Annotated in this window: 26 protein-coding genes, 10 tRNA genes, 1 riboswitch and 2 other annotated features; of the genes, 29 read left to right on the forward strand and 7 right to left on the reverse strand. The window is 49.4% G+C overall.

All coding sequences use genetic code 11. From position 1 onward, the window contains the following. Positions 1–138: 138 nt before the first annotated feature. The 3 genes from P397_RS0102300 (at position 139) to P397_RS0102310 (ending at position 4,834) form a co-directional block, all read left to right on the forward strand. The gene (locus tag P397_RS0102300) at positions 139–2,586 is read left to right on the forward strand and encodes a CoA-disulfide reductase (RefSeq protein ID WP_028105491.1); all 2,448 of its coding nucleotides are present in this window, start codon (positions 139–141) and stop codon (positions 2,584–2,586) included. A gap of 225 nt (positions 2,587–2,811) precedes the next feature. Beyond that, complete coding sequence (locus tag P397_RS0102305; protein ID WP_028105492.1) at positions 2,812–4,257, forward strand: alanine/glycine:cation symporter family protein; 1,446 nt, start codon at positions 2,812–2,814, stop codon at positions 4,255–4,257. Between the two features lie 115 nt (positions 4,258–4,372). Continuing rightward, entirely contained in the window at positions 4,373–4,834 is a 462-nt protein-coding gene (locus P397_RS0102310) for a hypothetical protein (RefSeq protein ID WP_028105493.1), read from the forward strand. A gap of 190 nt (positions 4,835–5,024) precedes the next feature. Here P397_RS0102310 and P397_RS0102315 read toward each other — a convergent pair whose 3' ends face one another. Further along, a complete protein-coding gene (locus tag P397_RS0102315) occupies positions 5,025–5,837 on the reverse strand; it encodes an aldo/keto reductase (RefSeq protein ID WP_026831792.1) in 813 nt (270 codons plus the stop codon). A 157-nt stretch (positions 5,838–5,994) separates the two neighbouring features. Here P397_RS0102315 and P397_RS17050 point away from each other — a divergent pair, with 157 nt between their 5' ends. Next, positions 5,995–6,198, forward strand: a complete 204-nt coding sequence (locus tag P397_RS17050) for a hypothetical protein (protein WP_035387561.1) — start codon at positions 5,995–5,997, stop codon at positions 6,196–6,198. Positions 6,199–6,244: 46 nt separating this feature from the next. On the opposite strand, the gene P397_RS0102325 is transcribed toward P397_RS17050, so the two are convergent. Both P397_RS0102325 and P397_RS0102330 read right to left on the reverse strand, forming a co-directional pair. Further along, positions 6,245–7,552, reverse strand: a complete 1,308-nt coding sequence (locus P397_RS0102325) for a Na+/H+ antiporter NhaC family protein (protein WP_026831793.1) — start codon at positions 7,550–7,552, stop codon at positions 6,245–6,247. Between the two features lie 78 nt (positions 7,553–7,630). Then, positions 7,631–7,734: riboswitch (SAM riboswitch) on the reverse strand. Between the two features lie 68 nt (positions 7,735–7,802). Then, positions 7,803–8,804 (reverse strand): metal ABC transporter solute-binding protein, Zn/Mn family, encoded by a 1,002-nt coding sequence (locus P397_RS0102330; protein ID WP_028105494.1) that lies wholly within the window; start codon positions 8,802–8,804, stop codon positions 7,803–7,805. A gap of 175 nt (positions 8,805–8,979) precedes the next feature. Between P397_RS0102330 and P397_RS0102335 the strand changes: the two genes are divergently transcribed. Together P397_RS0102335 and P397_RS0102340 are read left to right on the forward strand one after the other, a co-directional pair. Continuing rightward, positions 8,980–9,939 (forward strand): alpha/beta hydrolase, encoded by a 960-nt coding sequence (locus tag P397_RS0102335; RefSeq protein ID WP_028105495.1) that lies wholly within the window; start codon positions 8,980–8,982, stop codon positions 9,937–9,939. A 52-nt stretch (positions 9,940–9,991) separates the two neighbouring features. Further along, a complete protein-coding gene (locus P397_RS0102340; protein WP_028105496.1) occupies positions 9,992–10,582 on the forward strand; it encodes a histidine phosphatase family protein in 591 nt (196 codons plus the stop codon). On the opposite strand, the gene P397_RS0102345 is transcribed toward P397_RS0102340, so the two are convergent. Beyond that, positions 10,579–11,064 (reverse strand): YwpF family protein, encoded by a 486-nt coding sequence (locus tag P397_RS0102345; RefSeq protein ID WP_028105497.1) that lies wholly within the window; start codon positions 11,062–11,064, stop codon positions 10,579–10,581. The genes P397_RS0102340 and P397_RS0102345 overlap by 4 nt on opposite strands. Before the next feature lie 142 nt (positions 11,065–11,206). Here P397_RS0102345 and P397_RS0102350 point away from each other — a divergent pair, with 142 nt between their 5' ends. Further along, positions 11,207–11,536, forward strand: a complete 330-nt coding sequence (locus tag P397_RS0102350) for a hypothetical protein (protein ID WP_026831798.1) — start codon at positions 11,207–11,209, stop codon at positions 11,534–11,536. A 14-nt stretch (positions 11,537–11,550) separates the two neighbouring features. Here the strand turns inward: P397_RS0102350 and P397_RS0102355 are convergent, their stop codons facing one another. Next, on the reverse strand, positions 11,551–13,002 hold the full coding sequence (locus P397_RS0102355; RefSeq protein WP_028105498.1) for a nicotinate phosphoribosyltransferase: 1,452 nt from the start codon (positions 13,000–13,002) through the stop codon (positions 11,551–11,553). A gap of 16 nt (positions 13,003–13,018) precedes the next feature. Next, positions 13,019–13,552, reverse strand: coding sequence for a cysteine hydrolase family protein (locus tag P397_RS0102360; RefSeq protein WP_028105499.1), 534 nt, complete (start codon positions 13,550–13,552; stop codon positions 13,019–13,021). Positions 13,553–13,714: 162 nt separating this feature from the next. Here P397_RS0102360 and P397_RS0102365 point away from each other — a divergent pair, with 162 nt between their 5' ends. Genes P397_RS0102365 through P397_RS0102375 form a run of 3 tightly spaced genes read left to right on the forward strand, consistent with a single transcriptional unit; the run spans position 13,715 to position 14,771 of the window. After that, a complete protein-coding gene (locus P397_RS0102365; RefSeq protein WP_026831801.1) occupies positions 13,715–13,990 on the forward strand; it encodes a 4a-hydroxytetrahydrobiopterin dehydratase in 276 nt (91 codons plus the stop codon). After that, positions 13,980–14,474, forward strand: a complete 495-nt coding sequence (locus tag P397_RS0102370) for a hypothetical protein (RefSeq protein WP_026831802.1) — start codon at positions 13,980–13,982, stop codon at positions 14,472–14,474. Before P397_RS0102365 ends, P397_RS0102370 begins: the two co-directional genes overlap by 11 nt. Before the next feature lie 33 nt (positions 14,475–14,507). Continuing rightward, the gene (locus P397_RS0102375; protein ID WP_026831803.1) at positions 14,508–14,771 is read left to right on the forward strand and encodes a hypothetical protein; all 264 of its coding nucleotides are present in this window, start codon (positions 14,508–14,510) and stop codon (positions 14,769–14,771) included. Between the two features lie 85 nt (positions 14,772–14,856). Here the strand turns inward: P397_RS0102375 and P397_RS0102380 are convergent, their stop codons facing one another. Further along, on the reverse strand, positions 14,857–15,603 hold the full coding sequence (locus P397_RS0102380) for a rhomboid family intramembrane serine protease (RefSeq protein WP_028105500.1): 747 nt from the start codon (positions 15,601–15,603) through the stop codon (positions 14,857–14,859). 68 nt (positions 15,604–15,671) lie between these two features. Between P397_RS0102380 and acpS the strand changes: the two genes are divergently transcribed. From acpS to P397_RS0102475, 19 genes are all read left to right on the forward strand, one after another. Continuing rightward, positions 15,672–16,058 (forward strand): holo-ACP synthase, encoded by a 387-nt coding sequence (gene acpS, locus P397_RS0102385; RefSeq protein WP_026831805.1) that lies wholly within the window; start codon positions 15,672–15,674, stop codon positions 16,056–16,058. Then, positions 16,030–17,103, forward strand: coding sequence for an alanine racemase (gene alr / locus P397_RS0102390; RefSeq protein ID WP_028105501.1), 1,074 nt, complete (start codon positions 16,030–16,032; stop codon positions 17,101–17,103). Before acpS ends, alr begins: the two co-directional genes overlap by 29 nt. A 140-nt stretch (positions 17,104–17,243) precedes the next feature. Beyond that, positions 17,244–17,468 carry a hypothetical protein gene (locus tag P397_RS0102395; protein ID WP_012371670.1) on the forward strand — a complete coding sequence of 75 codons (225 nt, stop codon included), beginning with the start codon at positions 17,244–17,246 and terminating at the stop codon, positions 17,466–17,468. 3 nt (positions 17,469–17,471) lie between these two features. Continuing rightward, a complete protein-coding gene (locus P397_RS0102400) occupies positions 17,472–17,822 on the forward strand; it encodes a type II toxin-antitoxin system PemK/MazF family toxin (RefSeq protein ID WP_014971520.1) in 351 nt (116 codons plus the stop codon). A 202-nt stretch (positions 17,823–18,024) separates the two neighbouring features. Continuing rightward, entirely contained in the window at positions 18,025–18,351 is a 327-nt protein-coding gene (locus P397_RS0102405; protein ID WP_026827246.1) for an STAS domain-containing protein, read from the forward strand. After that, a complete protein-coding gene (gene rsbW / locus P397_RS0102410) occupies positions 18,348–18,830 on the forward strand; it encodes an anti-sigma B factor RsbW (protein ID WP_026831807.1) in 483 nt (160 codons plus the stop codon). Before P397_RS0102405 ends, rsbW begins: the two co-directional genes overlap by 4 nt. Next, entirely contained in the window at positions 18,796–19,593 is a 798-nt protein-coding gene (sigB, locus tag P397_RS0102415) for an RNA polymerase sigma factor SigB (RefSeq protein WP_012371666.1), read from the forward strand. The genes rsbW and sigB overlap by 35 nt, the downstream gene beginning before the upstream one ends. A 66-nt stretch (positions 19,594–19,659) precedes the next feature. Further along, positions 19,660–21,780: a Tex family protein gene (locus P397_RS0102420; protein ID WP_028105502.1), complete on the forward strand. Its 2,121-nt coding sequence runs from the start codon at positions 19,660–19,662 to the stop codon at positions 21,778–21,780. Next, on the forward strand, positions 21,777–22,217 hold the full coding sequence (locus P397_RS17720; RefSeq protein WP_081776944.1) for a SprT family protein: 441 nt from the start codon (positions 21,777–21,779) through the stop codon (positions 22,215–22,217). Before P397_RS0102420 ends, P397_RS17720 begins: the two co-directional genes overlap by 4 nt. A gap of 149 nt (positions 22,218–22,366) precedes the next feature. Then, positions 22,367–22,441, forward strand: a tRNA-Asn gene (locus P397_RS0102430). Between the two features lie 8 nt (positions 22,442–22,449). Further along, positions 22,450–22,541 (forward strand) — tRNA-Ser (locus P397_RS0102435). A gap of 49 nt (positions 22,542–22,590) precedes the next feature. Next, positions 22,591–22,665 (forward strand) — tRNA-Glu (locus P397_RS0102440). Between the two features lie 4 nt (positions 22,666–22,669). Further along, a tRNA-Val gene (locus P397_RS0102445) sits at positions 22,670–22,745 on the forward strand. Positions 22,746–22,778: 33 nt separating this feature from the next. Then, positions 22,779–22,854, forward strand: a tRNA-Asp gene (locus P397_RS0102450). A gap of 4 nt (positions 22,855–22,858) precedes the next feature. Beyond that, positions 22,859–22,930: transfer RNA gene (locus P397_RS0102455), tRNA-Gln, on the forward strand. Positions 22,931–22,936: 6 nt separating this feature from the next. After that, a tRNA-Lys gene (locus P397_RS0102460) sits at positions 22,937–23,012 on the forward strand. 23 nt (positions 23,013–23,035) lie between these two features. Further along, positions 23,036–23,121 (forward strand) — tRNA-Leu (locus tag P397_RS0102465). 4 nt (positions 23,122–23,125) lie between these two features. Continuing rightward, positions 23,126–23,202 (forward strand) — tRNA-Arg (locus P397_RS0102470). A 19-nt stretch (positions 23,203–23,221) separates the two neighbouring features. Beyond that, a tRNA-Ile gene (locus P397_RS0102475) sits at positions 23,222–23,298 on the forward strand. A gap of 140 nt (positions 23,299–23,438) precedes the next feature. After that, positions 23,439–24,332 (forward strand) — a sequence feature (16S ribosomal RNA rRNA prediction is too short). A 1-nt stretch (position 24,333) separates the two neighbouring features. Beyond that, positions 24,334–24,846 (forward strand) — a sequence feature (16S ribosomal RNA rRNA prediction is too short). Positions 24,847–24,878 lie beyond the last annotated feature (32 nt).

A 24,878-nucleotide genomic window follows, 5' to 3' on the forward strand; every position in this document is an offset into this window, starting at 1 on the left:
TTATCCTCAAAGGAACATTTTCATTTTAAGGTAAGACATCTTTGTGAATGAACGAACAGATAACTTGAAAATGTATACCTGAATGGGTATATTGGTACACATAGACCATAATGGATTCTACTCAAGGAGGAAGACGGAATGAAAACGATCATTGTAGGTGGAGTAGCTGGTGGGGCGACGGCGGCAGCACGGTTGCGCCGATTGGATGAAACGGCGGAAATTATCCTGTTGGAACGGGGGAAGGAAATTTCTTTTGCGAACTGCGGTCTACCCTATTATATCGGTGACATCATTAAAGACCGAAATAAACTGTTGGTTCAGACTCCTGAAGGAATGAACGCACGGTTTAATCTGGATGTCCGAAATCTGTCTGAAGCAATTCAAATCAATCGTGAACAAAAAACCTTGATCATTCGGAAAGTCGATACCGGAGAAGAATATGAAGAAACATACGACCAGTTGATTTTGTCACCGGGAGCAAAACCAATCCGACCGGGCATTCCGGGGCTGGAGGAAGCGGAAAACGTCTTTACGCTACGGAACATTCCGGATACCGACAAGATGCGTCAGTATGTCGACGAAGCCCGTCCGTCTCATGCAACCGTCATCGGCGGAGGATTTATCGGTCTTGAGATGGCGGAAAACTTAGTCGAGCGTGGGGCACGAGTGACACTGATTGAGATGGCGGACCAAGTCATGGCACCGGTGGATCCGGAAATGGCAGCAATCGTTCATGAGCACCTCCGGGCGAAAGGGGTCGACTTGATCTTATCGGACGGCGTGGCCCGCTTCGAAGAGGCCGGTACACGTGTCGTGTTGACGAGTGGAAAAGTAATTCAGACGGACATGAATATCTTGTCGATCGGCGTCATGCCGGAAAGTAATCTAGCGGCAGATGCCGGACTTGAGCTCGGAATCAAACAAACGATCCAAGTCGATGAGACACTGCGGACATCCGATCCTTCGATCTTTGCGATCGGGGATGCCATCGAGGTCAAAGATTACATTACAGGAGAACCGGTCCACGTTCCACTTGCTTGGCCGGCCAACCGTCAAGGGCGCCTCGTCGCCGATATCATCAATGGGCGAGACGTTCGGTACACAGGAACACTTGGCACGGCAGTCGCAAAAGTCTTTGATTTGACGGTCGCTTCAACCGGCGTCAATGAAAAACGTCTTCGTCAGTCCGGACGCCGGTATGAAGCGGTTCATCTGCATCCCGGTTCGCACGCCGGATATTATCCAGGCGCCAGTCCGATTTCGATGAAGCTGTTGTTTGATCCGGTCGACGGAACGATTTTTGGCGCACAGGCGATCGGGATGACCGGTGTCGAAAAACGAATCGATGTCTTGGCGACAGCGATCAAAGGTGGTCTGACGGTTCTCGATCTTCCGGATTTGGAACTGTCCTACGCTCCTCCGTACAGTTCAGCCAAAGATCCCGTCAATATGGCCGGCTACATTGCCTCAAACATCGTACTTGGCGACAGTGAAAACGTCCATTGGCACGAGATTGATCAGATTGTCGCGAACGGTGGTTTATTGCTGGACGTCCGTGAACCGTCTGAAAATGAACTCGGTTCGATTCCGGGATCCGTTAACATTTCCTTGCCGACATTACGTCAGTCGCTGGAGGAACTGCCGAAAGATCAACCGATTTACGTGACGTGCCAAGTCGGATTACGCGGATATGTCGCGAGCCAGTTACTCAAACAACATGGTTTTGATGTCAAAAATCTAAGTGGCGGTTACAAGACATGGGCAACGGTCAATCGTGACCGTGAAGCGAGAAGCCAAGTACGGGAGGAAACAGCAGTGACGATTACGAAAAGTGAGCCGAAACGAGCAACAAAAGAGCAGATTACGTTACTGGATACATGCGGTCTCCAATGCCCGGGCCCGATTGTGGAATTAAAAACGAAGATGGATCAACTGCAAGACGGCGATCAAGTTTTCATCAAAGCATCGGATCCCGGATTCCTGCCGGATGTTCAAGCGTGGGCACATAAGCTCGGTCATACCGTCCATACGGCGGAAATGAATAAGGGAATCGTCGAAGTCTTGCTTGAAAAAGGAATGGCAACGGCCGCGCCGATCCAGTCTGACGTCACGAAAGCGGACGATGCGACGATGGTCGTCTTCAGCGGAGACCTCGATAAAGCACTGGCATCGTTCGTCATCGCGCAAGGTGCTCAAGCGATGGGCAAACAAGTGACGATGTTCTTTACGTTCTGGGGACTGAATGTCATTCGAAAACCGGACGCACCATCCGTTGAGAAGGCACCGATGGAACGGATGATGGGCATGATGATGCCGAAACATGCCGGCGATCTTCCGCTCTCGAACATGAATATGGGCGGGGCTGGTCAAAAAATGATGAAAAAAGTCATGAAGGACAAACAAGTGGATGCGCTTGAGACGATGATGGCGAAAGCACAGGCGGCAGGAGTTCGGATGATCGCCTGCACGATGTCGATGGACATCATGGGAATCAAAAAAGAAGAATTGTTGGATGACATCGATTATGGCGGTGTCGCAAGTTATCTTGGCGCGACGGATGACGCCAATCTCAATCTGTTCATCTGATGTACTCGATTGTTAAATAAGAGAGATGTCTTCAACAAGCCCCGATTACACGGGGCTTGTTTTTTTACGTTAAACCTCACATTGGATGTGAGGTTTTGTGATTTTTTGTGCACTTGAACGACTTAAAAGAAGGAAATGAATTTGATTTTCTGAAATTATTTTCGTATCATAGAACACATGTGAAAAAAGGTTACATGATGGAACGTTTAATGAGGAGGAAGACACGTGGAAAAACAATTCATGGAGTTAGTCAGTAATATCAACGATGTATTATGGTCGAGCGTTCTCATCATTCTATTAGTCGGGTTAGGCATTTATTTTACGATTCGGATGGGATTCGTCCAATTTCGGATGATTCCGGAAATGCTTCGCCTGTTGTTCCAAGGAACAGATAAAGGAAAAGACGGTGTTTCGCCGTTCCAAGCGTTCGCCATCAGTACGGCAGCACGCGTCGGAACCGGAAACATTGCCGGTGTCGCGACAGCGATCGCGCTTGGTGGACCCGGTGCCGTCTTCTGGATGTGGTTGATCGCTTTAATCGGATCGGCCTCTGCCTTCGTCGAAAGTACGTTGGCGCAGATCTATAAAGTGCGCGATGATAAAGCATGGCGTGGTGGTCCGGCCTATTACATGGAAAAAGCACTTGGACAACGTTGGCTCGGAGTGGTCTTCAGCATCTTGATCACAATCGCTTTTGGATTTGTCTTTAACTCGGTGCAGTCGAATACGATCTCTTTGTCACTTCAAAGTCAGTATGGCATCGATAAGACATGGATCACAGTCGGACTTGTCGTATTGACGGCACTTGTCATCTTCGGTGGTGTCCGCAGTATCGCGAAAGTCGCAGCGTTTCTCGTCCCGATCATGGCGGGTGGTTACATTTTAATCGCCCTGTACATCATGGTGACGAACCTTGAAGTTTTACCAAGCGTCTTCGGTTTGATTTTCCAAGAAGGATTGCTTGAATTCAAAACGCTTGCAGGTGGAGCGATTGGAGCAGCGGTCTTAAACGGAATCCGTCGTGGTCTCTTCTCAAACGAAGCAGGGATGGGGTCAGCCCCTAACGCTGCTGCGACGGCAGAAGTATCGCACCCGGTCAAACAGGGTTTGATCCAATCATTTGCGGTATTCGTTGATACGTTGCTGGTCTGTTCGGCAACCGCGATGATCGTCTTGGTCAGTGGTGTCGCGACAAAAGATGCGAGTGGAGAACCGGTTGCCGGAATCGATTTGGCACAAGGAGCACTTGCTTCACAAGTCGGTTCGCTTGCGACTGGATTCATGGCACTTGCGATTTTCTTGTTTGCGTTCAGCTCGATTGTCGGAAACTATTATTACGGTGAGTCGAACATCAGCTTCATCAATGACAACAAAACGTTGATGACGATCTACCGGGTGATTGTTTTAGCGATGGTCGTATTTGGTTCGTTGGTTCAGACAGCCGGACTGGTCTGGGCACTAGCCGATATCTTTATGGGACTGATGGCGATCGTCAATCTGTATGCGATTTTCCGGTTATCGAAAATTGCCAAATTGGCACTGGATGATTACCTCGTTCAACGCCGAAACGGTCAAGATCCTCGTTTCCATAAAGATTCGATTCCGAATCTTCCCGGGAAAGAAACGCTTGAAGCATGGCAAGATGACGATACAAAAGAAAAAGCAATCTAACAAACTGAGGGTCAGAGCAATCTGATCCTCTTTTTTGTCTTTGGATTTCAGGAATCATCATTAAACAGGTGAGAAAATGGGAATACTAAAAAAAACGGTCGGAAGGAGGGGGAGGATGGAAAATGTTCATTATGTCCGAGTCGCAGATGCCGTTTGGGATTCTTTTGGTGATGATCCGCACATCATCATGGACTGGATTTTGTTCATCCATGAAACACAGCCCGACCATGAACAGTTGTTTGCGCTCGAAGAAACAACACCGTTGTACCAATTGATGAGTCAAATCGATATCTTCATTGATCAGGAAACCCATTACAATCTGGGGCGGGCAATCGTCGGGGAAGAGTTAATCGTCAATGAAGATCATGCGGCGATCGTCGGCATCCTTCCTTTACCGCTCTTAATCATTTCTTCCGAGGTGATGCGGAATTTTGACCGACAGGCGCTTGAAGTGATTTACCGGGAAGCGGGGCGGCAAGGAGAATTTGATACGGTATGGGAGCAGTTCGGTGACTTGCGCGCTTATTTCCGTCAGGCAGAAGAAGCAGAAGAGACGATTCTTGTCTATTATGTATAGCGCGGTAATGACCACGAAAAAAAGGAATCACGCGTTCTTTCACGCACGTTTCTCAAACGAGACACCCTGTAGGAGCTGCGTGAAGCGAGTGATTCCTGATTAACGAGAAGAGAGGGGTGGCAGATAAGTCTGCCACCCCTCTTCATAAAGCAATCGTTCTAAAGCGTCAGCCTGTTGTTAACGGCAGTGCTTAAAAGTCGATTTCATCCGGATCTGGTCCAAGACGGACATCTGTTGCCAAACGATCAATCTTCTCGAGATCGTCCGCATCGAGTTGGAAATCAAACACATCAAAGTTTTCCGCAATCCGTTCAGGTGTGACCGATTTTGGAAGAGCAACGATGCCGTTATCCAAATGCCAACGCAAGACGACTTGTGAAGGAGATTTACCGTGTTTTTCGGCAATTTCCTTAAAGTCATTGATTTCAAGGAATTTCCCTTGCATGAGCGGGCTCCACGCCTCGACTTGGATGCTGTGGTCCTGTAGATATTCATGCAGTTCGTGTTGCGGAAGTTGCGGATGAAGTTCCACCTGGTTGATCATCGGTGTCATCAATCCTTCTTCAGCCAGTGTATCGAGGTGATGTTCTTTGAAGTTCGAAACACCAATCGCTTTGATTTTCCCAGCTTCGTAAAGCTCAACCATCGCTTTCCATGCTTCAATGTACCCTTCGACCGGCCAGTGAATCAAATAGAGGTCCAAATAATCGGTCTCTAATCGTTCGAGTGACTCAGCGAAAGCTTCTTTAGTGCGTCCGGCACGAATATCATCGTTCCATACTTTAGACGTTAAGAAGAGATCTTCACGGTTCACGCCGCTTTCTTTGATTCCTTTGGCGACACCACGTTCGTTTTTGTAAACGGCAGCCGTATCAATATGACGGTAACCGACACGAATCGCTTCTGCGACGGCAGCCGGTGCTTCCGTCTCTTCGTCGACTTGCCAGACTCCGAAACCGATCTGTGGAATCGTGACACCATTTGAAAGTTTTGCGTATTGCATGTATATACTCCTCCTTCAATGAAACTAGAATATGGAATTGCTCGTTTAGTTTAGCATGAACTCAGAATCACGTCTGTTTAGACGCTCAAAGCAGGAGGTAAGCTGTTAGAGAGCGAACAAAGTGGGTATATCCATACATGAAGTGAGGTGTAAAATCATGGCACGATCCGTTAAAAACGTACCAAAAGGAGTGTGGGCCGGACTTGCGACGCTGTTAGGCGCTCAAGCGACCTTCCTGTTCCTTGGCGCCCGTAAAACCGGGCGTAATCCGTGGGTGTGGGGTGGCGCAGGGCTCGTTCAGTTCCCGCTTCCAGCCATCGCGTATTTCATTCTTAACCGGCAAGAACAGAAGAAAAAATAATCAAAAACAAGTCCGGTCGCGCTGCAGGCGGCCGGACTTGTTTGTTTTACGAAATATTTTCTTTGCGCACAGCAGTGTTTTTCCGGCGCGGGAATCCAAAAAGAATCGCAAGGGATCCGCACACGAACAATAAGAACGGATAGAACAGATACGGAATCAGTTCCGGAGAAGCTGTTTTCGTCAACTCCGCCGCAATCAGCAACTGGGCGCCGTATGGGATGATTCCTTGAACCCCACACGAGAAGATGTCGAGAATGCTGGCTGACTTCTTCCGATCGATGTCATACGTATCCGCAATCTCCGCTGCGAGCGGTCCAGCCACAAGGATCGAAATCGTATTGTTTGCCGTCGCGAGGTTTGTCGCTCCGACAAGCGCAGCCATACTGAACTCTGCGCCGCGGCGTTGCGTGATTTTTCGAGTCAGTGTTTCTTTCAGATAGGCGATACCGCCGTTAAAGGTGATCAGACTGACAAGACCACCCATCAGTAATGTCAAAATCGAAATTTCAGCCATGCCCATCAATCCTTCGGACATCGATAGCACGAATCCACTTAAACCGAAGCTGCCGTCGAGCATACCGATGATTCCTGTCAAGGCGGTTCCGCCGATCAAGACGAGGATGACGTTGACGCCGAACAAGGCCAAGACGATGACGGACAGATACGGAATCAGTTTATAAAACTCGAAGGCCTTCGCGTCGACGACATCTCCGGCACCTGAAACAAATGCCAAGATGATGACGGTCAAAATCGCTGCCGGAAGCACAATCAAGAAGTTCGTTCGGAATTTATCACGCATATTGGTTTTTTGCGTGCGGACCGCTGCAATCGTCGTATCGGAGATAAACGACAAGTTGTCCCCGAACATCGCGCCCCCAACGACGGCGGCAGCCGCGATGGCGACATTGACACCAGTCGCTTCGTGAATACCAAGTGCGATCGGGGCGAGCGCCGCAATCGTACCGGTCGAAGTCCCCATCGCCATCGAGATGAAGGCAGCGATGATGAACAATCCGCTCATTAAGAGAGACGGCGGTAAAAATGTCAGTGACGCGTTGACGGTCGCTTCGATGGCGCCGATCGCATCCGCTGTTCCGGAAAACGCACCGGCGAGTAAGAAAATAAAGACCATGATCATGATGTCCGGATTTCCGGCACCCGTTGCAATCCGTTCCACGGTTTGATTGATACTGCCTTTGGTCGTCACGGCAGCAAAAATCAAGGCAATCAATGCGGCAATCAGAATCGGGAACTTATAAAAGTCGTCATAAAAGATGCCGGCACCGATAAAGAGGACCAAAAAGACAAGTAATGGTAGAAGGGCCCACTTGTTTGGTGTAATCGTCTCGTTCATAAAATCACTCCATTTCTGCATGTACAAAAAAAGACTCCTTCGCAAGAAAGAAGGAGGTCTTTACTGAAAAAGACGCTCTTCTTATCTCTCAAGCCGTAGCTTGCTGGATTTGGCACAGTACGATTCAATCGTCCGCTGCCGAAACATCATTGGGCCAGTCCCTCCGTCTCTCGCGATAAAAAGAAGTCATTTAATTGTCTGAAATACGTTTTCTACCGTAACGTATCTTTTAATGCATGTCAACACTGCTTCACTGCAGTGCTTTTTTGAGTGTCGTGACATTTTCATTCATCAAGTCAAAATAAGAAGCGTCCTGTTGTTCTTTTGTGACCGATTCCAAGTTATGAATCGTGATGGCTTCAGCTCCGATTTCTTGTTGGATGACCCGGGCGACTTTTGGGGAAACCGTCTCTTCAAACGCAATATATTTCAAATCGTGCATCTTGGCTTCTTTGACGAGGGCAGCCAGTTCTTTTTGCGAAGGCTCGTCAGACGGTGAGATGCCGGCGATCGGCAGTTGAGAAAAACCGTAGCGTTCCGCTAAATATCCGTAAGCGGCATGTGTCACGAGCAATTCTTTTTTGGAGCCGTCAGCAACTGCTTGCTGTAAGTTTTGATCGAGCTCATCTGCCTGCGTATCAAATTCAGCCAGATTTTTTTCGAACGTCGCTTTTTTGTCCGGTACTTCTTTTGCCAACGCCGTCGAAATCGATTGGGCCATCATTTTGGCATTGTTCGGATCAAGCCAGACGTGCGGATCGTACTTGCCATGATCGTGTTCTTCTTCTGAGTGCTCATCTTCTGAGTGCTCGTCTTCATGAGCATGTTCTTCGTCGTGTGCGTCTGTCTCTCCATGAACGTGTACCGTGGCACTCGCTTCAAGCAAATCGATGCCTTTACTTGTCTCGATGAACCGGACATCGTTTCCTTTGAGACTGGCTTTGATTTTTTCTGAATACGGCTCAAGCGTCGTTCCGGTCAAGAGGAACAGATCCCCTTGTGCGATTTCTGTCAGTTGTTTAGAAGTCGGTTCATACGAATGGGGATCGGCACCAGGAGGAACGATCATCTTGACATCGACATCAGCGCCGCCGATTTCTTTGGCAATCGCCGCTGTGGCGAACGTTGATGTATAGACGTTGAGTTTTTGGTCGGCGGCATCTTGATTCGAACCTGAATCAGATGATCCACAGGCAGCGAGGAAAGTGGCGCTCGCGAACGCGACCGTGAAAGCGGGAATTAACTTTTTCATATGTGTAAAACCTCCAAGAAGTATTAAAACGTAATTATTCCGATTTGAACCTTTTCACTATAACGAATCCAAAACAAAGCGTCAAGTACAAGAGCGGGAAGAAGTTCGACTTCTAAAAAAATGGGGTAAAAGACTAATAAGATTAAAAATCGTGAGTATGCCCGGAGGTGATGAGGTGAGACGGGAAACAGCATGGTTGATGGGAGGGGCTGCGCTTTTGACGACGGCTGCTGCCGGTGCGAGCATCTGGAACAATTACGGTGCTCTTTTACGGTGGACGGAACCGGCGCTTCCGCTTGCGGAAACCCAACTGGCTCCACGGACCGTTTTGTATAAAACGATCGGCGAGAAGGAGCTTAAACTGGATCTGTACTATCCGGTCGGTGAAGGACCGTTTCCGGTGGCGATTTATGCACATGGTGGAGCGTTTGTCAGAGGAGGCCGTGATGATCTCTTTTGTTTTACACCGATCGTGGAACGTTTTTTAGAGCTTGGCATCGCGGTTTGCAGTATCGATTACCGATTGTTTGAAGACGGCAGTTACTTCCCGGATAATTTGGAAGACGTACGCGACGCCCTCTGTTTTTTAAATCAGGAAGCCGATGAGTTGCGGATTGCGCGGGGACGAATGGTCCTTTGGGGAGATTCGGCCGGTGCAGCGTTGATGTTGACGACCGCCCTGGCACCGATGGAGTTCATCGGTGAACAGAAAGCGGAACAACTCCCGCTGATCAGCGGCGTCATCGCCTTGTATCCACCAACGAACTTCTTATTATTCAAGTTCATCCAGACCTGGATTGCCCATATCAAATTTTATGGGGGAGGACGGGAGGAATGGCGTGCACTCATGACACGTGTCTCACCCGCAACTCATTTGACCGCCGATTCACCGCCGATCATGCTGTTGCACGGAAAAAAAGATCCGATCGTTCCCTTTACGCAGGCGCTCCATTTCATTGAAAAAGGAGCCGATGTCGGGGCGGATGTCCGGTTGTTTTCGTTTCCGAACGGAACCCATTCACTGGCCAGCTTTGCGCAGACGGAAAACCCGCTCAAAATTGAACGGCTGCTCGACCGGATTGAAGCCTTCAGCTGTCAAGTCCTTGTCCTGCCGCCTCGTGAGCCTCTTCACTAAGTAAAGAAACATGATACAATCAGTCATATTTCTTTTTGAAGGAGACAATGAGATGACAGAAATTTGTTTAGTGCGCCACGGTCAGACCGATTGGAATTTAAACGAACGGATTCAGGGGCGGGAAGATATTCCGCTGAACGAAACAGGGCGGTGGCAAGCCGGCTTGAGTGCGACGTATCTCGCACAGGAGAAATGGGATGTCTTGATTTCCAGTCCGTTGTCCCGCGCGGTCGAAACGGCGGAAATCATCGGCCGTGCCGTAGGACTCGAGCTGACGGAAACGGATGACCGGTTGGTCGAACGCGAATTTGGGTTTGCATCGGGCAAGCCGATCGCCGGAATTTATGAAGCTGTCCAAGCCAATGATACGGACCGTGTCCCGGGTCTTGAGACCGAACAGGAAATTCAGGCCCGTGTCTTCGCAGCTGTCGAAGAGTTGACACAAAAACATCGAGGAAAACGTCTGTTGATCGTCTGTCACTCGCACACGATCAAAGCCGCCTTATCCTCGATTGATGACACATTCAGTTACCGGACACCGCTTAAAAATGCGTGTGCCAACTATATTCGTTTTTCCGACCGGTATGAAATCGACCGGATTAATGTCGCCGATCACATCCTGGACTGGACGAAACGTCCTTAACTGATTTTCGGATTTTCTTGTAAGTACTGTTTAAACGTTTCCTTGGCGATGCTCGTGATATGAGCACCACGTTTGGAACGGCGGTCTTTATACTCCTGAATCAATGCTTCCCCTGTGAAATGATCTTCGACGACTTCGCGTAAAATCGATTCGGATAAGTCATTTTTCATCATCACCATTTTTCCGGTGAATAAATAAGAGGTGCCTTCGTTTAACGGTGTACACTCGAGTGGTGTGATGATCATGGCAGCCGGATCGTTATCCGGTCGTGAGATTGTGATTTCGATCAAGGCCCGCAGATTTTTTGCGAACAGTTCATCGATGATCGGTTGATCATGTTTTAAGACGACGATTTCAGCCACCCACTGGGCCGTCTGATCGGTACTGACAGTCAATCCGTCTTTGATCGTAACCGGAATCGTTGTATCCCGGCCGGACTCGTCCATTAAGATACGCAGTGTGCACAGTTTAAAAGTTTTCACGAAAACTCCTCCTTGCATGAATGTACGCAGATTTTCTCCAGTATACCGTGACCATACAGATGATGGGAAAGTTTTAACGAGGATTTTCAGGTGAACTATGTTTAAATGAAATTAGAAATCAGAAACAGGAGGACCGTTCATTATGCCGCAAGCACTTATAGGAGTATTAGGAATCATTGGAATCATTTTACTTGCCCATCATATCATTATGTATTGGCATGCTGAGCCAACCGATCGTCCGACGCTTGCCTACCGCATAGCGCTCCTGATTGCCTGTCTGCTTCTCATCAGTGGAAGCGACCACTTGATTAGTATTTTTTATGCCGATTCCTTGGCGGAGTTTGGTCAACGGATTACGTATATCGTCTTCATCGGAGGTGCGCTTGGTTTCGCGTGGTACTTTCGTCAACAAATGGAACAAGCGACAGCCCAAATGACACCAACACCAAACGAAACAGCCCACTTCAGTTGAAGTGGGCTGTTTTTTTATTTAATGCCGCTTGCTTTACGTGTGTCGCGAATCATATCGAGCTTCAACTTCCAGAGGCGGTCGCTGAAGGTGATGGCATAGACTTCCGGCAGGCGGAGACGTTTGTACTCTTCCCACAGACGGCCGATCTGCTGTTCGTGGAAATGGCGGCTCTCTTCAATCGTCGGGACGGTATAAATCATGTCCCCTTCCGTGAAGATTGGTGTCAGGAGACGCTCGACGTTGAAGTTTTCGATCCGGTTCCGGAACGACGGGTCCCGGACATCGATCAAATCGATGGAATCAAGATCGGTCGGATCCTCGTCCATCAAAGTGATGTAGTCTCCTTTAAACTTGTTCGTCACCCGGTCGACGATCCGGTACACTTCCTTGATGTGTGGTGTCGTCGTCTTCGCTTTCGAGGAAGAGACCTTGATGACAGGAGCAAGTTCCCCGTTTACTTCCCTGGCGACTAACTTATAGACCATTCCCAGCGCCGGTTGTTCGTACGCAGTGATGCCGCGTGTACCGACGAGGAATGTGTTCGCCTGTGCTCCTTGAATCCGTAAATCCTGAATGACATACTCGTCCAAGTCACCCGACAAGACGATGTCGACTTCCGGGAAACCGGCTTCGTCAAGCATTGTCCGAGCTCGTTTCGACAGATAAGACAAGTCACCGGAATCAATCCGGATCCCGCGTAACTTATGTCCTTTTGCCGCGAGCTCTTTCGCGACGATGATTGCATTTGGTAAACCGCTTTTGAGCGTATCATACGTATCGACGAGCAGTGTCGCTTGATCCGGATAATAAGCGGCGAATGTCCGGAATGCGGTCAATTCGTCATCGTGGAACTGGATGTCGGCATGCTCCATCGTCCCGCCTGAAGGGATTCCGAAGTCACGTCCGGCAGAGGCGAGGCTTGTCACGTCAAAGCCGGCCAGGTAAGACGCGCGTGTGCCGAAGTAGGCGGCGTCAATACCTTGTGCCCGGCGTGCTCCAGCTTCTAAAAACTTCGCACCCGGGGCCGATTGACGGATCCGGGCATATTTCGTCGCGATGAGTGATTCATGGTTCGCGATGTTGAGGATGGCAGTCTGCAGCAGCTTGGCTTCGAAAATCCGTGCTTCGATGCGAAGAAGCGGTTCATTCGGAAAAACGATTTCGCCTTCCTTGACGCTTGAGATCGATCCCGTGAACTTGAAGTTCCGGAGCTCGTCTTTGAACTCGTCCGGGAAACCGATCATCTTTTGAAGGTACGTGATGTCTTCTTCCGTGAAATGAAGCGTCTGGACGTACTCGATGATATTTTCGAGTCCGGCAAAGACGACATATCCGCCTTCAAACGGATTCGTCCGGTAGTAGACATCAAAAACAGCACGTTCATTGTGACGCCCTTCCTGCCAATAAATGTACATCCATCGCGGAAGATAGAGGTCAGTATGAAGTGCAAGGTTACGTTGTAACATGAAGACAGATCCCTTCTTATTCGCCGACGACGTCTGCGCCGAGCGATTGTTTGAAATGTGTAAGAGCCCAGTCGTGTCCGACCGCATTAAAACTCGCGACCGCATCCGCATGGACCACGATTTTATATCCGAGATTGTAGGCGTCGACGGCTGTATGCAACACACAGATGTCCGTGCAGACACCGACGAGGTGAACTTCACGAACTCCACGTTCCCGCAGGCGTAAATCCAAATCCGTTCCGGCAAAGGCACTGTAACGTGTTTTGTCGATGACATGATCCGCGACCCGTGCCATTTCGGCGACTTGCCCAAACAGATCCCGGCCGTGGGTGCCGCGGATGTTATGCGGCGGGAAGAGTAACGTTTCCGGATGGAAGGTATCTCCTTCTTCATGGATGTCGTTTGCGATGACGACGTAGTCTGCGGACGAAAACTCGTCCATTAACGAGGCGATGCGACCTTCGATGGCTTGGCCGGGTTTCCCGCACGTCAATTTCCCTTCGTCAGCGACGAAGTCGAACGTATAATCGATGACAATAAGCGCGCGCATGAGCGTCTGCCCCTTTCTGTATGGAAGATAGTGTTCTCTTTCACATTGTACTCTATCTGCGCCGGAAGACAAAAGGAAGAAATCGGAGGGGGGAGGTATAAGAAAGCGTAAAAGTAGGGTATAAGGTATAGGACGAAAATAATTGTGGAGGAGGAATATGGCATGAAAAGGTTGAATGAGTATGAAGTGGAAGAACGCCTGGAAGGATTGTCTGAATGGCGCGTGGTCGATGACGAAATCGTCCGTGTCTATACATTGGATTCGTTTCCGGCAGCACTGGATTTTGTACAGGAGGTGGGTTCGGTTGCTGAGCACCTGAATCATCACCCCCGCATCATCATCGATTATAAAAAAGTTACGCTGGCGGTTACGACGCATGATGCAGGCGGTCTGACCGGCAAAGACTTCGAACTCGCGGAGGCCTGTGATGCCATCTAAACTTTCCATCACATTCGGTAGCGGTAGTTTTGTTGATCAAATTCGTGCGCGTGATCCACACATTCGTGCGGCAAGCGGAAGCGGAGAAGCCCTGTTGTTTATCGAGACAGATGGGAAATCACCTTTCCAAAGTGGAAACACCTATACATTGCTTGAGACGCGCGGCAATTTTCAAGAACAAGGCAGCTTGTTCTATTGGTCGGTTCCGGCCGATCGAAACAGCGGCGACTTGTTCGTCCATCAGGTCATGTCGAATCCAAAAGTCCTTGGCGCTGAATATGACAGCTTTCAGGCTGTCCGGATCGCCCGCGTCGAGCGTGGGGACGATTTGGTCTTGTTGATTCAGTTCGGCAATGACGGGGATGCGACACGATATGCGAAATCAGTTGAACGACTGACGGTCGACCAGTATGCTGAAGAAGCAGGGAAGTCGTTTGCGCCTTCTCCAGTCATGAAACGGTACCAGCTTTTACAACCGCTTTAAGTTACATCAAGACCAGTCTAGGGGGAATAACAGATGAAGAAGAATTACTTTTTAGCAGCAACAGTCGGCGGAGCGCTGATCGGAGCAACGTTATCGATGCTTCATAAAGACACACGCCAAACACAACTCGCCGCAGTCAAACGGGCGTTTGGTGGAGCCGGGACACAACTTTCTGCCGTCAAACAAGATCCGAAAGGACGTTTTGAAGAGCTTCGTGCGCTGTACACGGACAATCAAGAAACGATCCACAATCTGATTGATGATGTAAAAGACTTGGCGGAATCGTTACGGAAATAAGAGACGAAAAAAGAACGAGCTGCCCTGAATTCCGACTAACGGAGATCAGGGCAGCTCGCTTTTTTTGTAGAGGCATACAGACGTATTAAATGAAACGTGCAAGCAGACCGAAGACGGCGAAGGCGACGATGACATAAAAGATGATGCGTCCCGTCTGACCCGAACCGCTCGTATAGACGACCCGACCGCTTGCTGCCGACCGCTTGCCGACATTAAACGGACGCGTGAACGGAACGGCACTTTTTCCAAATACGAAACCGGCAAGGAATCCGAGGACGAATCCATACAGGTGACCAAATACGGATACGTTTGATCCGAGCAACGTGAAGATGGCGGTGATGGCACTGAAGATGTAGACAAGGCGTGCGTCATCCGCTGAGATCACTGTCCGTTTAAAACGACCGAGATAGACATAAAATCCGAGCAATCCTAAAATCGCTCCGGACGCCCCGGCTTGACCATAAAAGGGTTCGTTGATTTTCGTGAAGTACGTCAAGACGTTGGCGAGCGTACCGACGAGAAGATAAAACGATGCGAATTTCGCATGACCGATCATCCGCTCCAAGGCAGGGGCGAAGATGACCAAGGCAAACGTGTTGAAGGCAATATGCCAGAAGTCATAGTGCAGGAACGTTGCTGTGACGACCCGCCACCATTCACCGTTGGCGATGAACAGATTGATGGCTGAACCATAATTGAGCGGTGAGAAGCCCAAGTTGAAAAAGGCATTCAACTGTTCGATGACAAACAGAGCGACTTGGATTAAAATGAACAACGAAACGACCGGATAAGAACGTGTGAACGTTTGTAGGTTTTCCGTTCGACTAAACATGACAACACCTCGCTTCCCCTTCATTCTATATGAAGACAGCGAAGAATAGAACTGTGGAGGCGTCAGAAATGATTTTTGGAATAGGACTGGATCTGGTTGAACTCGAACGGATGCAACAGACATTGTTACGTCAGCCGCGGATCGTACAACGGGTTTTGACCAAACGGGAGCAGGAACGGTTTGAAACGTTGTCCGGCGTCCGGAGCCTCGAATATTTGGCGGGACGATTCGCCGCGAAAGAAGCATTCGTCAAGGCCCTCGGAACCGGGATCGGATCTGACGTATCATGGCTCGATCTCGAAGTGTTGAATGAAGCATCCGGCCGTCCGGTCATGACGGGACCGTTTGAGGGCATCATTCATCTCTCGATCACCCATTCCGATCAATATGCGGCTGCACAAGTCTTACTAGAAAAGAGGAGTTCAGATGTATCGACCAACTTGGATAGAAATTGACCGGGAAGCCATCGCGCATAACGTGCGTGAAATCAAGACGCGCCTCGGCGACCAGTCGATGATGGCTGTCGTCAAGGCGGACGGATACGGGCATGGTGCCGTGACGGTGGCGGAAATCGCTTTGGCGAACGGGGCGGACATGATTGCCGTCGCTTTACTGGAAGAGGCCATCGAATTACGGGAAGCGGGGATTCAGGCGCCGATTCTCATGCTTGAAGCTTTGCTTCCTGAACATGCGCCCGTCGCCTCAAACTATGATGTCGCAGTACCTGTCTTTTCAGCCGACTGGCTGCGGGAAGCCAAACGACATTTGACTGAAATCGATCATTTACGCATTCACATCAAAGTCGACAGCGGAATGGGGCGGCTCGGCTTACAGACACTTCAGGAACTGGACGAACTGCTTGCTGAACTGGATTCTGATTTACTGGAACTTGAAGGGATTTATACGCATTTCGCGACTGCAGACGAATTGACGAGCCGGTTGTTCGATCAACAGCAAACCCGCTTCCTGCAATTCGTCGAGCGTGTGCCGGGTATCCGCTATATTCATGCTGCCAATTCAGCCGGCGCGATTCGACTGGCGGGTCAAGCGCCATACAACATCGTCCGTGTCGGCATTGCGTTATATGGAGCGTTGCCGTCTGACGAAATGAGTGCTTACTATGAGTTCTTAAAACCGGCCTTCTCATTAAAAAGCCGTCTTCTGCAAGTGAAGCAAGTCGAACCGGGGCAAACGATCAGCTACGGCGCGACCTACACGGCACCGACGGATGAATGGATCGGAACGGTCCCGATCGGATACGCCGACGGGTGGTCACGTAAATTTCAAGGATACTCGTTGATCGTCAACGGATATCCGTGTGAAATCGTCGGCCGTGTCTGTATGGATCGTCTGATGATCCGGTTGCCGGAAGAATACCCGGTCGGAACGGAAGTGACGTTGATTGGAGCAGGTGCACCGATTGACGAGGCGGCTCACTGGTTGGGGACGATCAATTATGAAGTCCTTTGTCAGTTTTCGAAGCGTGTTCCGCGGATTTAGTTTTTGAAATGACATCAATATGATGGCAAAAAAATGTTATTTGTTTGAATTTTGATTGTATTTTCTGAATTTGACTGATATATTGAAGTAGAAAGTGAGTCGTTCGTTAAGGTTTCAGTGAATCTGGAGGTGCCATTATCTTGGTCCAACAACGGGAAAAGCAATTTGTTGAGCGAAATGTAGCGAAGGAGACGATTGGGATGAAGTCGAACCATACGACCGAAGAACGCAAACGTCAGCTACGTGAGGAATTGAAACGTGGTTACGAAGAAATGGCAGCGATCAATTTATCAATCGTTGGCGAAATGTTCCAGATTGAAACGGAGGCGGAGTTCTCGCTCCTACGTCAAGTAAGCGGGGTGTAAGCTTTGATAGTCAAACGTGGCGACGTGTTTTATGCAAATTTGTCACCTGTGGTCGGATCGGAACAAGGAGGCGTTCGTCCTGTCCTTGTCCTACAAAATGATATTGGTAACCGATTCAGCCCAACTGTAATCGTGGCTGCGATCACGGCACAGATCGACAAAGCCAAACTACCGACCCATGTGGAAGTATATCGAGAGCGACACGGATTAGAACGTGATTCGGTCATCCTACTTGAGCAGGTCCGTACAATCGACAAACGCCGTCTAACGGATAAAGTCACGCACCTAGATCCTGACACGATGATGAAAGTAAATAGTGCCGTCGCGATCAGCCTAGGCTTGATTGATTTCTAGGCACTTACATATAACAGCGAGAAGAGTCGATACATCTGTATACGACTTTTTTTGAACATTTTTTTAAATTTTGGTTTAAAGATGTTTGAATGCGGGAATTACATCAGAGTGACCTTTTCTTTAAGAAGGGTTATCCCGTATTATTTAAACTATATAGATAGAGAGAACACATAGCAGATTTTCCTTGAGGAGGAACTTGAAGATGGATTTAACAATTAAAACAGAGCAACTAGATGGTCAGACGCATCTCTATATCGCAGGAGAGATTGATACGTATACAGCACCGAAACTTCGTCAAGAACTCGTACCAGCCGTTGAAGCAAATGATGTCGTCGTTCATTTAGATGAGATTCATTATATGGATTCAACAGGTCTTGGCGTGTTTGTCGGCGCCTTAAAAGCTTCAAAGAAAAACGGAACATCGTTTACACTCGTCGGTGTGTCTGAACGCATTCGTCGTTTGTTTGAAATTACTGGTCTTTCTAGCATCATTACAATTGATAGTGGTGTACGAGGTGGAACGCAATGAAAAACGAACAACTTGAAATGACACTTCCGGCAAAACCGGAATATGTTGCCATTGCCCGTTTGACGGTTTCAGGCGTCGCGAACCGGATGGGTTACACATACGATGACATCGAAGACATTAAAATCGCTGTTTCGGAAGCCTGTGCCAACGCGGTTCAGCATGCGTATGAAGGTGAACAGGATGGATCGATGGCGTTGACATGCAATGTCTACCCGGATGATCGTCTTGAAATCATCGTCAAAGATAACGGTGTGACATTTGATAAAGACAGCGTTAAACGCCAAAGTGAACCGATCACCGATTCACACGATTTAGACTCTCTGCATGAGGGGGGACTAGGGATCTTAATGATTGAAGCACTCATGGATCAAGTCACGATCGAGAAAGCAAACGGCGTCACTGTCCATATGACAAAATATATGAATAGAGATGAGGTGGGTCAAAGTGCCAGCAAAGTCTCAACAACGCCATCACAGTGATGACGAAGTCCTTCGACTAATTGACCTATACCAACAAGATGACCAAGATGAGGAAGTTCATGCGGCATTACTTGCACGTTATTCAGACCTCGTTGAGGCACTCGCCCGTAAATTCTCGCGTGGTCGCCCGATCCATGATGACCTCGTTCAAGTCGGGATGATCGGATTGCTTGCTGCACTCCGCCGTTTTGATAAAGAGTTTGGCCGGAGTTTCGAATCGTTTGCTGTTCCGACAATCATCGGAGAAATCAAACGGTTCATCCGTGATAAGACGTGGAGCGTTCACGTGCCGCGTCGAATCAAGGAACTGGGGCCAAAAATCAAAAAAGCCGTCGAAGAATTGACGACAGAACTGCAACGTTCACCACGGATTGATGAAATTGCAGCTCGTCTGGAAGTATCGGAAGAGGAAGTTCTCGAGACACTTGAGATGGGGAAAAGTTATCAAGCCCTTTCTGTCGACAGTTCGATCGAAGCCGATCAAGAAGGCAGTACGGTCACGTTGCTTGACCTCGTCGGCAATCAAGAGAACGGCTATGACTCCGTTGACCAAAAGCTGATTCTTGAAAAAGCCTTTGCTGTTTTGACGGATCGGGAACGTTCGATTTTAGAATGTGCGTATTACCGGAACATGAGTCAAAAGGAAACCGGGGAATTACTCGGTATTTCACAGATGCATGTCTCCCGTCTTCAACGCCGTGCGCTGCAAAAGCTACGCGAAGCAATCAAAGTAGAACCAAACGAAGTATTTTCAAAAGACTGATGCGCTGCATCAGTCTTTTTTTGTGTCCTGTCGATTCTTCGGTATAATGAACACGAGGTGAGGAAGATGGAAAAGAGAATCGCAACAGAATTGAATTTACGACTAGCGCAAGTCAAAGCCGTTTTACAGCTGACGGAAGACGGGGGAACGATTCCGTTTATCGCCAGGTATCGAAAAGAACAAACGGGGGAACTCGATGAGGTCGAAATCAAAGCGATCCTCGACCGCCATAAAAGCATCACACAACTGGAAGCAAAACGAGACGATGTTCTCCGAAAAATCGAAGAACAAGGTGTCATGACAGCAAAATTGAATCAAGCGTTGCGTGAAGCGACGACATTACAGCAGATTGAAGACTTGTACTTACCGTTTCGTCCAAAACGGAGAACAAAAGCAGAAATCGCACGGGAAGCTGGATTGACGCCGTTCGCTGATTTTCTACGTTCGCCCAAAGCATACGATGAGGACCAATTCAAACAGTATGTCGCGGCGCATGGGGAAGGCGAAGCGATTGCCGGAGCACAGGCCATCATCGCGGAAGAATGGGGCGAACAAGCAAGTGTCCGGGAGCATATCCGGAAGACGGCGTATCGGTTTGCTGATATCGTCACGAAAATCAAGAAGGACGCCGTTGATGAGAAACGTGTGTTTGCCCAGTATTACGAATACAGTGAACGGATCCGTCAAATCGTGCCGCACCGGATTCTGGCCATCAATCGTGCCGAAGCCCTAAAGATCGTTTCGGTGAAGATAGTGTTGGAGGAACAGCAAATTCTTCCGTATCTGCTCCGTCCATTTAACCGGTTGGCGGAACAAAAACGCCGCTTGGTCGAGGAAGCCGTCCAAACGGGCTACAAGAAATCAGTGTTCCCGGCAATCGAACGTGAACTACGGAATGAGTTGACGGAAAAGGCGGAAAATCAAGCGATTGAAGTATTCGGAAAAAACTTACGCCAACTGTATATGCAGCCTCCGATGAAAGGGAAAGTCATGCTTGGTCTCGATCCTGCATACCGAACCGGTTGCAAGTGGGCCGTCATTGATCCGACCGGTGAAATGAAAGAAGTTGGTGTCGTCTACCTGACGATGTCGGAACACAAAGCGCAGGAAGCGCGCCAAGTCTTAACAAATCTCGTGAAACGGTACGGGATCGAACTGATTGCAATCGGAAACGGAACAGCTTCCCGTGAGACGGAATCGTTTGTTGCCGACTGGATCAAAGGACATGAGCAGATTGCCTTTACGATCGTCGACGAGGCGGGTGCAAGCATTTACTCCGCGTCGGAAATCGCGCGCAGTGAATTTCCGGATTTGCAAGTCGAGCAACGCTCAGCGATTTCGATTGCACGACGTTTACAGGATCCGTTGGCGGAATTGGTCAAAGTCGATCCGCAATCCGTTGGTGTCGGGCAGTACCAACATGATGTCACGCAGACGAAGCTGAAAGAGACGCTCGACTTTGTTGTCGAGACGGTCGTCAACCAAGTCGGAGTCGACGTCAACACGGCTTCTGAGTCATTACTCGGTTATGTTGCCGGCATTACGAAAGCGACGGCGAAGAAAATCGTCGAACGTCGCTCGGAACTGGGGGCTTTCGAATCACGGAAGGAACTGCTGAAGGTTCCGCGCCTGGGAGCGAAAGCGTACGAACAGGCAGCCGGATTCTTACGGATTCCGGAAGGTAGTCATCCGCTGGACCGGACACCGATTCACCCGGAGCAGTACAAGACGGTCGAAGCGTTGTTCAAGCAACTGGGCTTATCGTTACAAACCGTCGGGACAGAAGAATTACGCTCGAAGCTGGATGAGTTGTCTGTAACCGAGACGGCGCAATTGCTTGAGGTGGGGGAACCGACTTTACGTGATATCATCGAAGCCTTGCAACGTCCGGAGCGGGATCCCCGGGAAGCGCTTGATAAACCGTTGCTCCGTCAAGACGTCTTGTCACTCGATATGATCCAAGTCGGCATGGAGTTCCAAGGAACAGTGCGAAACGTACTCGACTTTGGTGCCTTCGTCGACATCGGCGTGAAAGAGAGTGGACTTGTTCACATCTCGAAGCTCAGTAAAAAACGGGTCAAACACCCGCTGGACGTCATCGCGGTGGGAGACATCGTGACCGTATGGGTGACGAGTGTCGAACCGGAACGCGGACGCATCGGTCTGACGATGGTCAGTCCGTCATGACGAATGAACAATTACAGCAATACGTCGAGCAGCTTTCGCTCGACGTGTTTGCTTTACCGTTTCGGCATAGGGCAGTTTTTAATGAGCGGTTACGGACGACAGGCGGACGTTATTTTCTGGCGGATCACCATCTGGATTTTAATCGGAGCTATCTTGTGGACCACAAAATTTTTCGTGGCATCGTCATTCATGAGTTGTGCCACTATCATTTGCATCTGCTCGGAAAGGGTCATCGCCATCAAGATCATGACTTTAAAGAGTGGCTACAGCGGTACGGCGGGTTACGATACAGTCCCCGTTTAAAAGAAAATGAAAAAAAGAATCACCTGTATGAATGCGAGAAATGTGGGACATTATATAGAAGGAAAAGAAAGATGAATCCGGAACGATACCGTTGCGGACAATGTCGTGGAAAGATTTTTTACAAAAGTAGTTGACGTTCATTTCGGAGCATGATAAATTATAGAAGTCGTCAAAACGACAGCAACTAAACAACTTCTCGTCACTAAAAACTTTTTTAAAAAAGCATTGACGAAGAGAAAGAAAGTTGCTAATATAGAAAAGTGTTCTGAAGCGAACGTCACGTTCCGCAATAGCTCAGTGGTAGAGCAACCGGCTGTTAACCGGTAGGTCGTAGGTTCAAATCCTACTTGCGGAGCCATTATCTTTGGAGATGTACCCAAGTGGCTATAAGGGGCGCCCCTGCTAAGGGTGTAGGCCGGGAAACTGGTGCGAGGGTTCGAATCCCTCCATCTCCGCCAGACCTCTTATGTGAATTTGTTACTTGAGAATAGTTATCAGTTTTTAAATGGCCCGTTGGTCAAGCGGTTAAGACACCGCCCTTTCACGGCGGTATCACGGGTTCGATTCCCGTACGGGTCACCATTTTGGAGGATTAGCTCAGCTGGGAGAGCATCTGCCTTACAAGCAGAGGGTCGGCGGTTCGATCCCGTCATCCTCCACCATTTTTAATTTCATACTTAGTTTCACAAAAATGTGGTCCTGTGGTGTAGCGGTTAACATGCCTGCCTGTCACGCAGGAGATCGCGGGTTCGAATCCCGTCAGGACCGCCATTTTTGGGCTGTGGCCAAGTGGTAAGGCACTGGATTTTGATTCCAGCATGCGAAGGTTCGATCCCTTCCAGCCCAGTTTTTCGTGTCATTAGCTCAGTTGGTAGAGCATCTGACTTTTAATCAGAGGGTCGCAGGTTCGAATCCTGCATGACACACCATTTTAATTTTAAACTTTATATTTGCGGTCGTGGCGGAATGGTAGACGCGCTAGGTTGAGGGCCTAGTGGTGGCAACACTGTGGAGGTTCAAGTCCTCTCGACCGCACCATAGCGCACCCTTAGCTCAGCTGGATAGAGTACTTGACTACGAATCAAGGGGTCGGGAGTTCGAATCTCTCAGGGTGCACCATATTTTGTTTGCTTTTGACGGGCCTATAGCTCAGCTGGTTAGAGCGCACGCCTGATAAGCGTGAGGTCGGTGGTTCGAGTCCACTTAGGCCCACCATTTTCAAAACAAACGATGACGAACTTTGAAAACTGAACGATGAGGCAAAAAACGTATCTTCGGATACAAACAATGAATGAAGCGCAAGCTTCGTCAACGTGACTTCGGTCACACAACGAGCAAGTCAAACACTTTATGGAGAGTTTGATCCTGGCTCAGGACGAACGCTGGCGGCGTGCCTAATACATGCAAGTCGAGCGCAGGAAGCTCACGGAACTCTTCGGAGGGAAGTGAAGGGAATGAGCGGCGGACGGGTGAGTAACACGTAAGGAACCTGCCCCAAGGATTGGGATAACTCCGAGAAATCGGAGCTAATACCGAATAGTTCTTCAGACCGCATGGTCTGATGATGAAAGGCGCTTCGGCGTCACCTTGGGATGGCCTTGCGGTGCATTAGCTAGTTGGTGGGGTAATGGCCCACCAAGGCGACGATGCATAGCCGACCTGAGAGGGTGATCGGCCACACTGGGACTGAGACACGGCCCAGACTCCTACGGGAGGCAGCAGTAGGGAATCTTCCACAATGGACGAAAGTCTGATGGAGCAACGCCGCGTGAGTGATGAAGGTTTTCGGATCGTAAAACTCTGTTGTAAGGGAAGAACAGGTATGAGAGGTAATGCTCATGCTATGACGGTACCTTGCGAGAAAGCCACGGCTAACTACGTGCCAGCAGCCGCGGTAATACGTAGGTGGCAAGCGTTGTCCGGAATTATTGGGCGTAAAGCGCGCGCAGGCGGCCTTTTAAGTCTGATGTGAAAGCCCCCGGCTCAACCGGGGAGGGTCATTGGAAACTGGAAGGCTTGAGTACAGAAGAGAAGAGTGGAATTCCATGTGTAGCGGTGAAATGCGTAGAGATGTGGAGGAACACCAGTGGCGAAGGCGACTCTTTGGTCTGTAACTGACGCTGAGGCGCGAAAGCGTGGGGAGCAAACAGGATTAGATACCCTGGTAGTCCACGCCGTAAACGATGAGTGCTAGGTGTTGGGGGGTTTCCGCCCCTCAGTGCTGAAGCTAACGCATTAAGCACTCCGCCTGGGGAGTACGGCCGCAAGGCTGAAACTCAAAGGAATTGACGGGGACCCGCACAAGCGGTGGAGCATGTGGTTTAATTCGAAGCAACGCGAAGAACCTTACCAACTCTTGACATCCCCTTGACCGCTTGAGAGATCAAGTTTCCCCTTCGGGGGCAAGGGTGACAGGTGGTGCATGGTTGTCGTCAGCTCGTGTCGTGAGATGTTGGGTTAAGTCCCGCAACGAGCGCAACCCCTATCCTTAGTTGCCAGCATTTAGTTGGGCACTCTAGGGAGACTGCCGGTGACAAACCGGAGGAAGGTGGGGATGACGTCAAATCATCATGCCCCTTATGAGTTGGGCTACACACGTGCTACAATGGACGGTACAAAGGGCAGCGAGACCGCGAGGTGGAGCCAATCCCAGAAAGCCGTTCCCAGTTCGGATTGCAGGCTGCAACTCGCCTGCATGAAGTCGGAATCGCTAGTAATCGCAGGTCAGCATACTGCGGTGAATACGTTCCCGGGTCTTGTACACACCGCCCGTCACACCACGAGAGTTTGCAACA

Origin of the sequence: Exiguobacterium undae DSM 14481, from assembly GCF_000620805.1 — a bacterium.
GTDB classification, from domain to species: Bacteria; Bacillota; Bacilli; order Exiguobacteriales; family Exiguobacteriaceae; genus Exiguobacterium_A; species Exiguobacterium_A undae.

Excerpts from the sequence above, each read along its gene's own strand:
- P397_RS0102300 (WP_028105491.1), top strand. The coding sequence starts at position 139 with ATGAAAACGATCATTGTAGGTGGAGTAGCTGGTGGGGCGACGGCGGCA.
- P397_RS0102340 (WP_028105496.1), top strand. The coding sequence starts at position 9,992 with ATGACAGAAATTTGTTTAGTGCGCCACGGTCAGACCGATTGGAATTTA.
- alr (WP_028105501.1), top strand. The coding sequence starts at position 16,030 with ATGTATCGACCAACTTGGATAGAAATTGACCGGGAAGCCATCGCGCAT.
- acpS (WP_026831805.1), top strand. The coding sequence starts at position 15,672 with ATGATTTTTGGAATAGGACTGGATCTGGTTGAACTCGAACGGATGCAA.
- P397_RS0102350 (WP_026831798.1), top strand. The coding sequence starts at position 11,207 with ATGCCGCAAGCACTTATAGGAGTATTAGGAATCATTGGAATCATTTTA.
- P397_RS0102375 (WP_026831803.1), top strand. The coding sequence starts at position 14,508 with ATGAAGAAGAATTACTTTTTAGCAGCAACAGTCGGCGGAGCGCTGATC.
- P397_RS0102370 (WP_026831802.1), top strand. The coding sequence starts at position 13,980 with ATGCCATCTAAACTTTCCATCACATTCGGTAGCGGTAGTTTTGTTGAT.
- P397_RS0102365 (WP_026831801.1), top strand. The coding sequence starts at position 13,715 with ATGAAAAGGTTGAATGAGTATGAAGTGGAAGAACGCCTGGAAGGATTG.
- P397_RS0102360 (WP_028105499.1), bottom strand. The coding sequence starts at position 13,552 with ATGCGCGCGCTTATTGTCATCGATTATACGTTCGACTTCGTCGCTGAC.
- P397_RS0102355 (WP_028105498.1), bottom strand. The coding sequence starts at position 13,002 with ATGTTACAACGTAACCTTGCACTTCATACTGACCTCTATCTTCCGCGA.
- P397_RS0102330 (WP_028105494.1), bottom strand. The coding sequence starts at position 8,804 with ATGAAAAAGTTAATTCCCGCTTTCACGGTCGCGTTCGCGAGCGCCACT.
- P397_RS0102315 (WP_026831792.1), bottom strand. The coding sequence starts at position 5,837 with ATGCAATACGCAAAACTTTCAAATGGTGTCACGATTCCACAGATCGGT.
- P397_RS0102420 (WP_028105502.1), top strand. The coding sequence starts at position 19,660 with ATGGAAAAGAGAATCGCAACAGAATTGAATTTACGACTAGCGCAAGTC.
- rsbW (WP_026831807.1), top strand. The coding sequence starts at position 18,348 with ATGAAAAACGAACAACTTGAAATGACACTTCCGGCAAAACCGGAATAT.
- P397_RS0102325 (WP_026831793.1), bottom strand. The coding sequence starts at position 7,552 with ATGAACGAGACGATTACACCAAACAAGTGGGCCCTTCTACCATTACTT.
- P397_RS17720 (WP_081776944.1), top strand. The coding sequence starts at position 21,777 with ATGACGAATGAACAATTACAGCAATACGTCGAGCAGCTTTCGCTCGAC.
- P397_RS0102405 (WP_026827246.1), top strand. The coding sequence starts at position 18,025 with ATGGATTTAACAATTAAAACAGAGCAACTAGATGGTCAGACGCATCTC.
- P397_RS0102310 (WP_028105493.1), top strand. The coding sequence starts at position 4,373 with ATGGAAAATGTTCATTATGTCCGAGTCGCAGATGCCGTTTGGGATTCT.
- P397_RS17050 (WP_035387561.1), top strand. The coding sequence starts at position 5,995 with ATGGCACGATCCGTTAAAAACGTACCAAAAGGAGTGTGGGCCGGACTT.
- P397_RS0102380 (WP_028105500.1), bottom strand. The coding sequence starts at position 15,603 with ATGTTTAGTCGAACGGAAAACCTACAAACGTTCACACGTTCTTATCCG.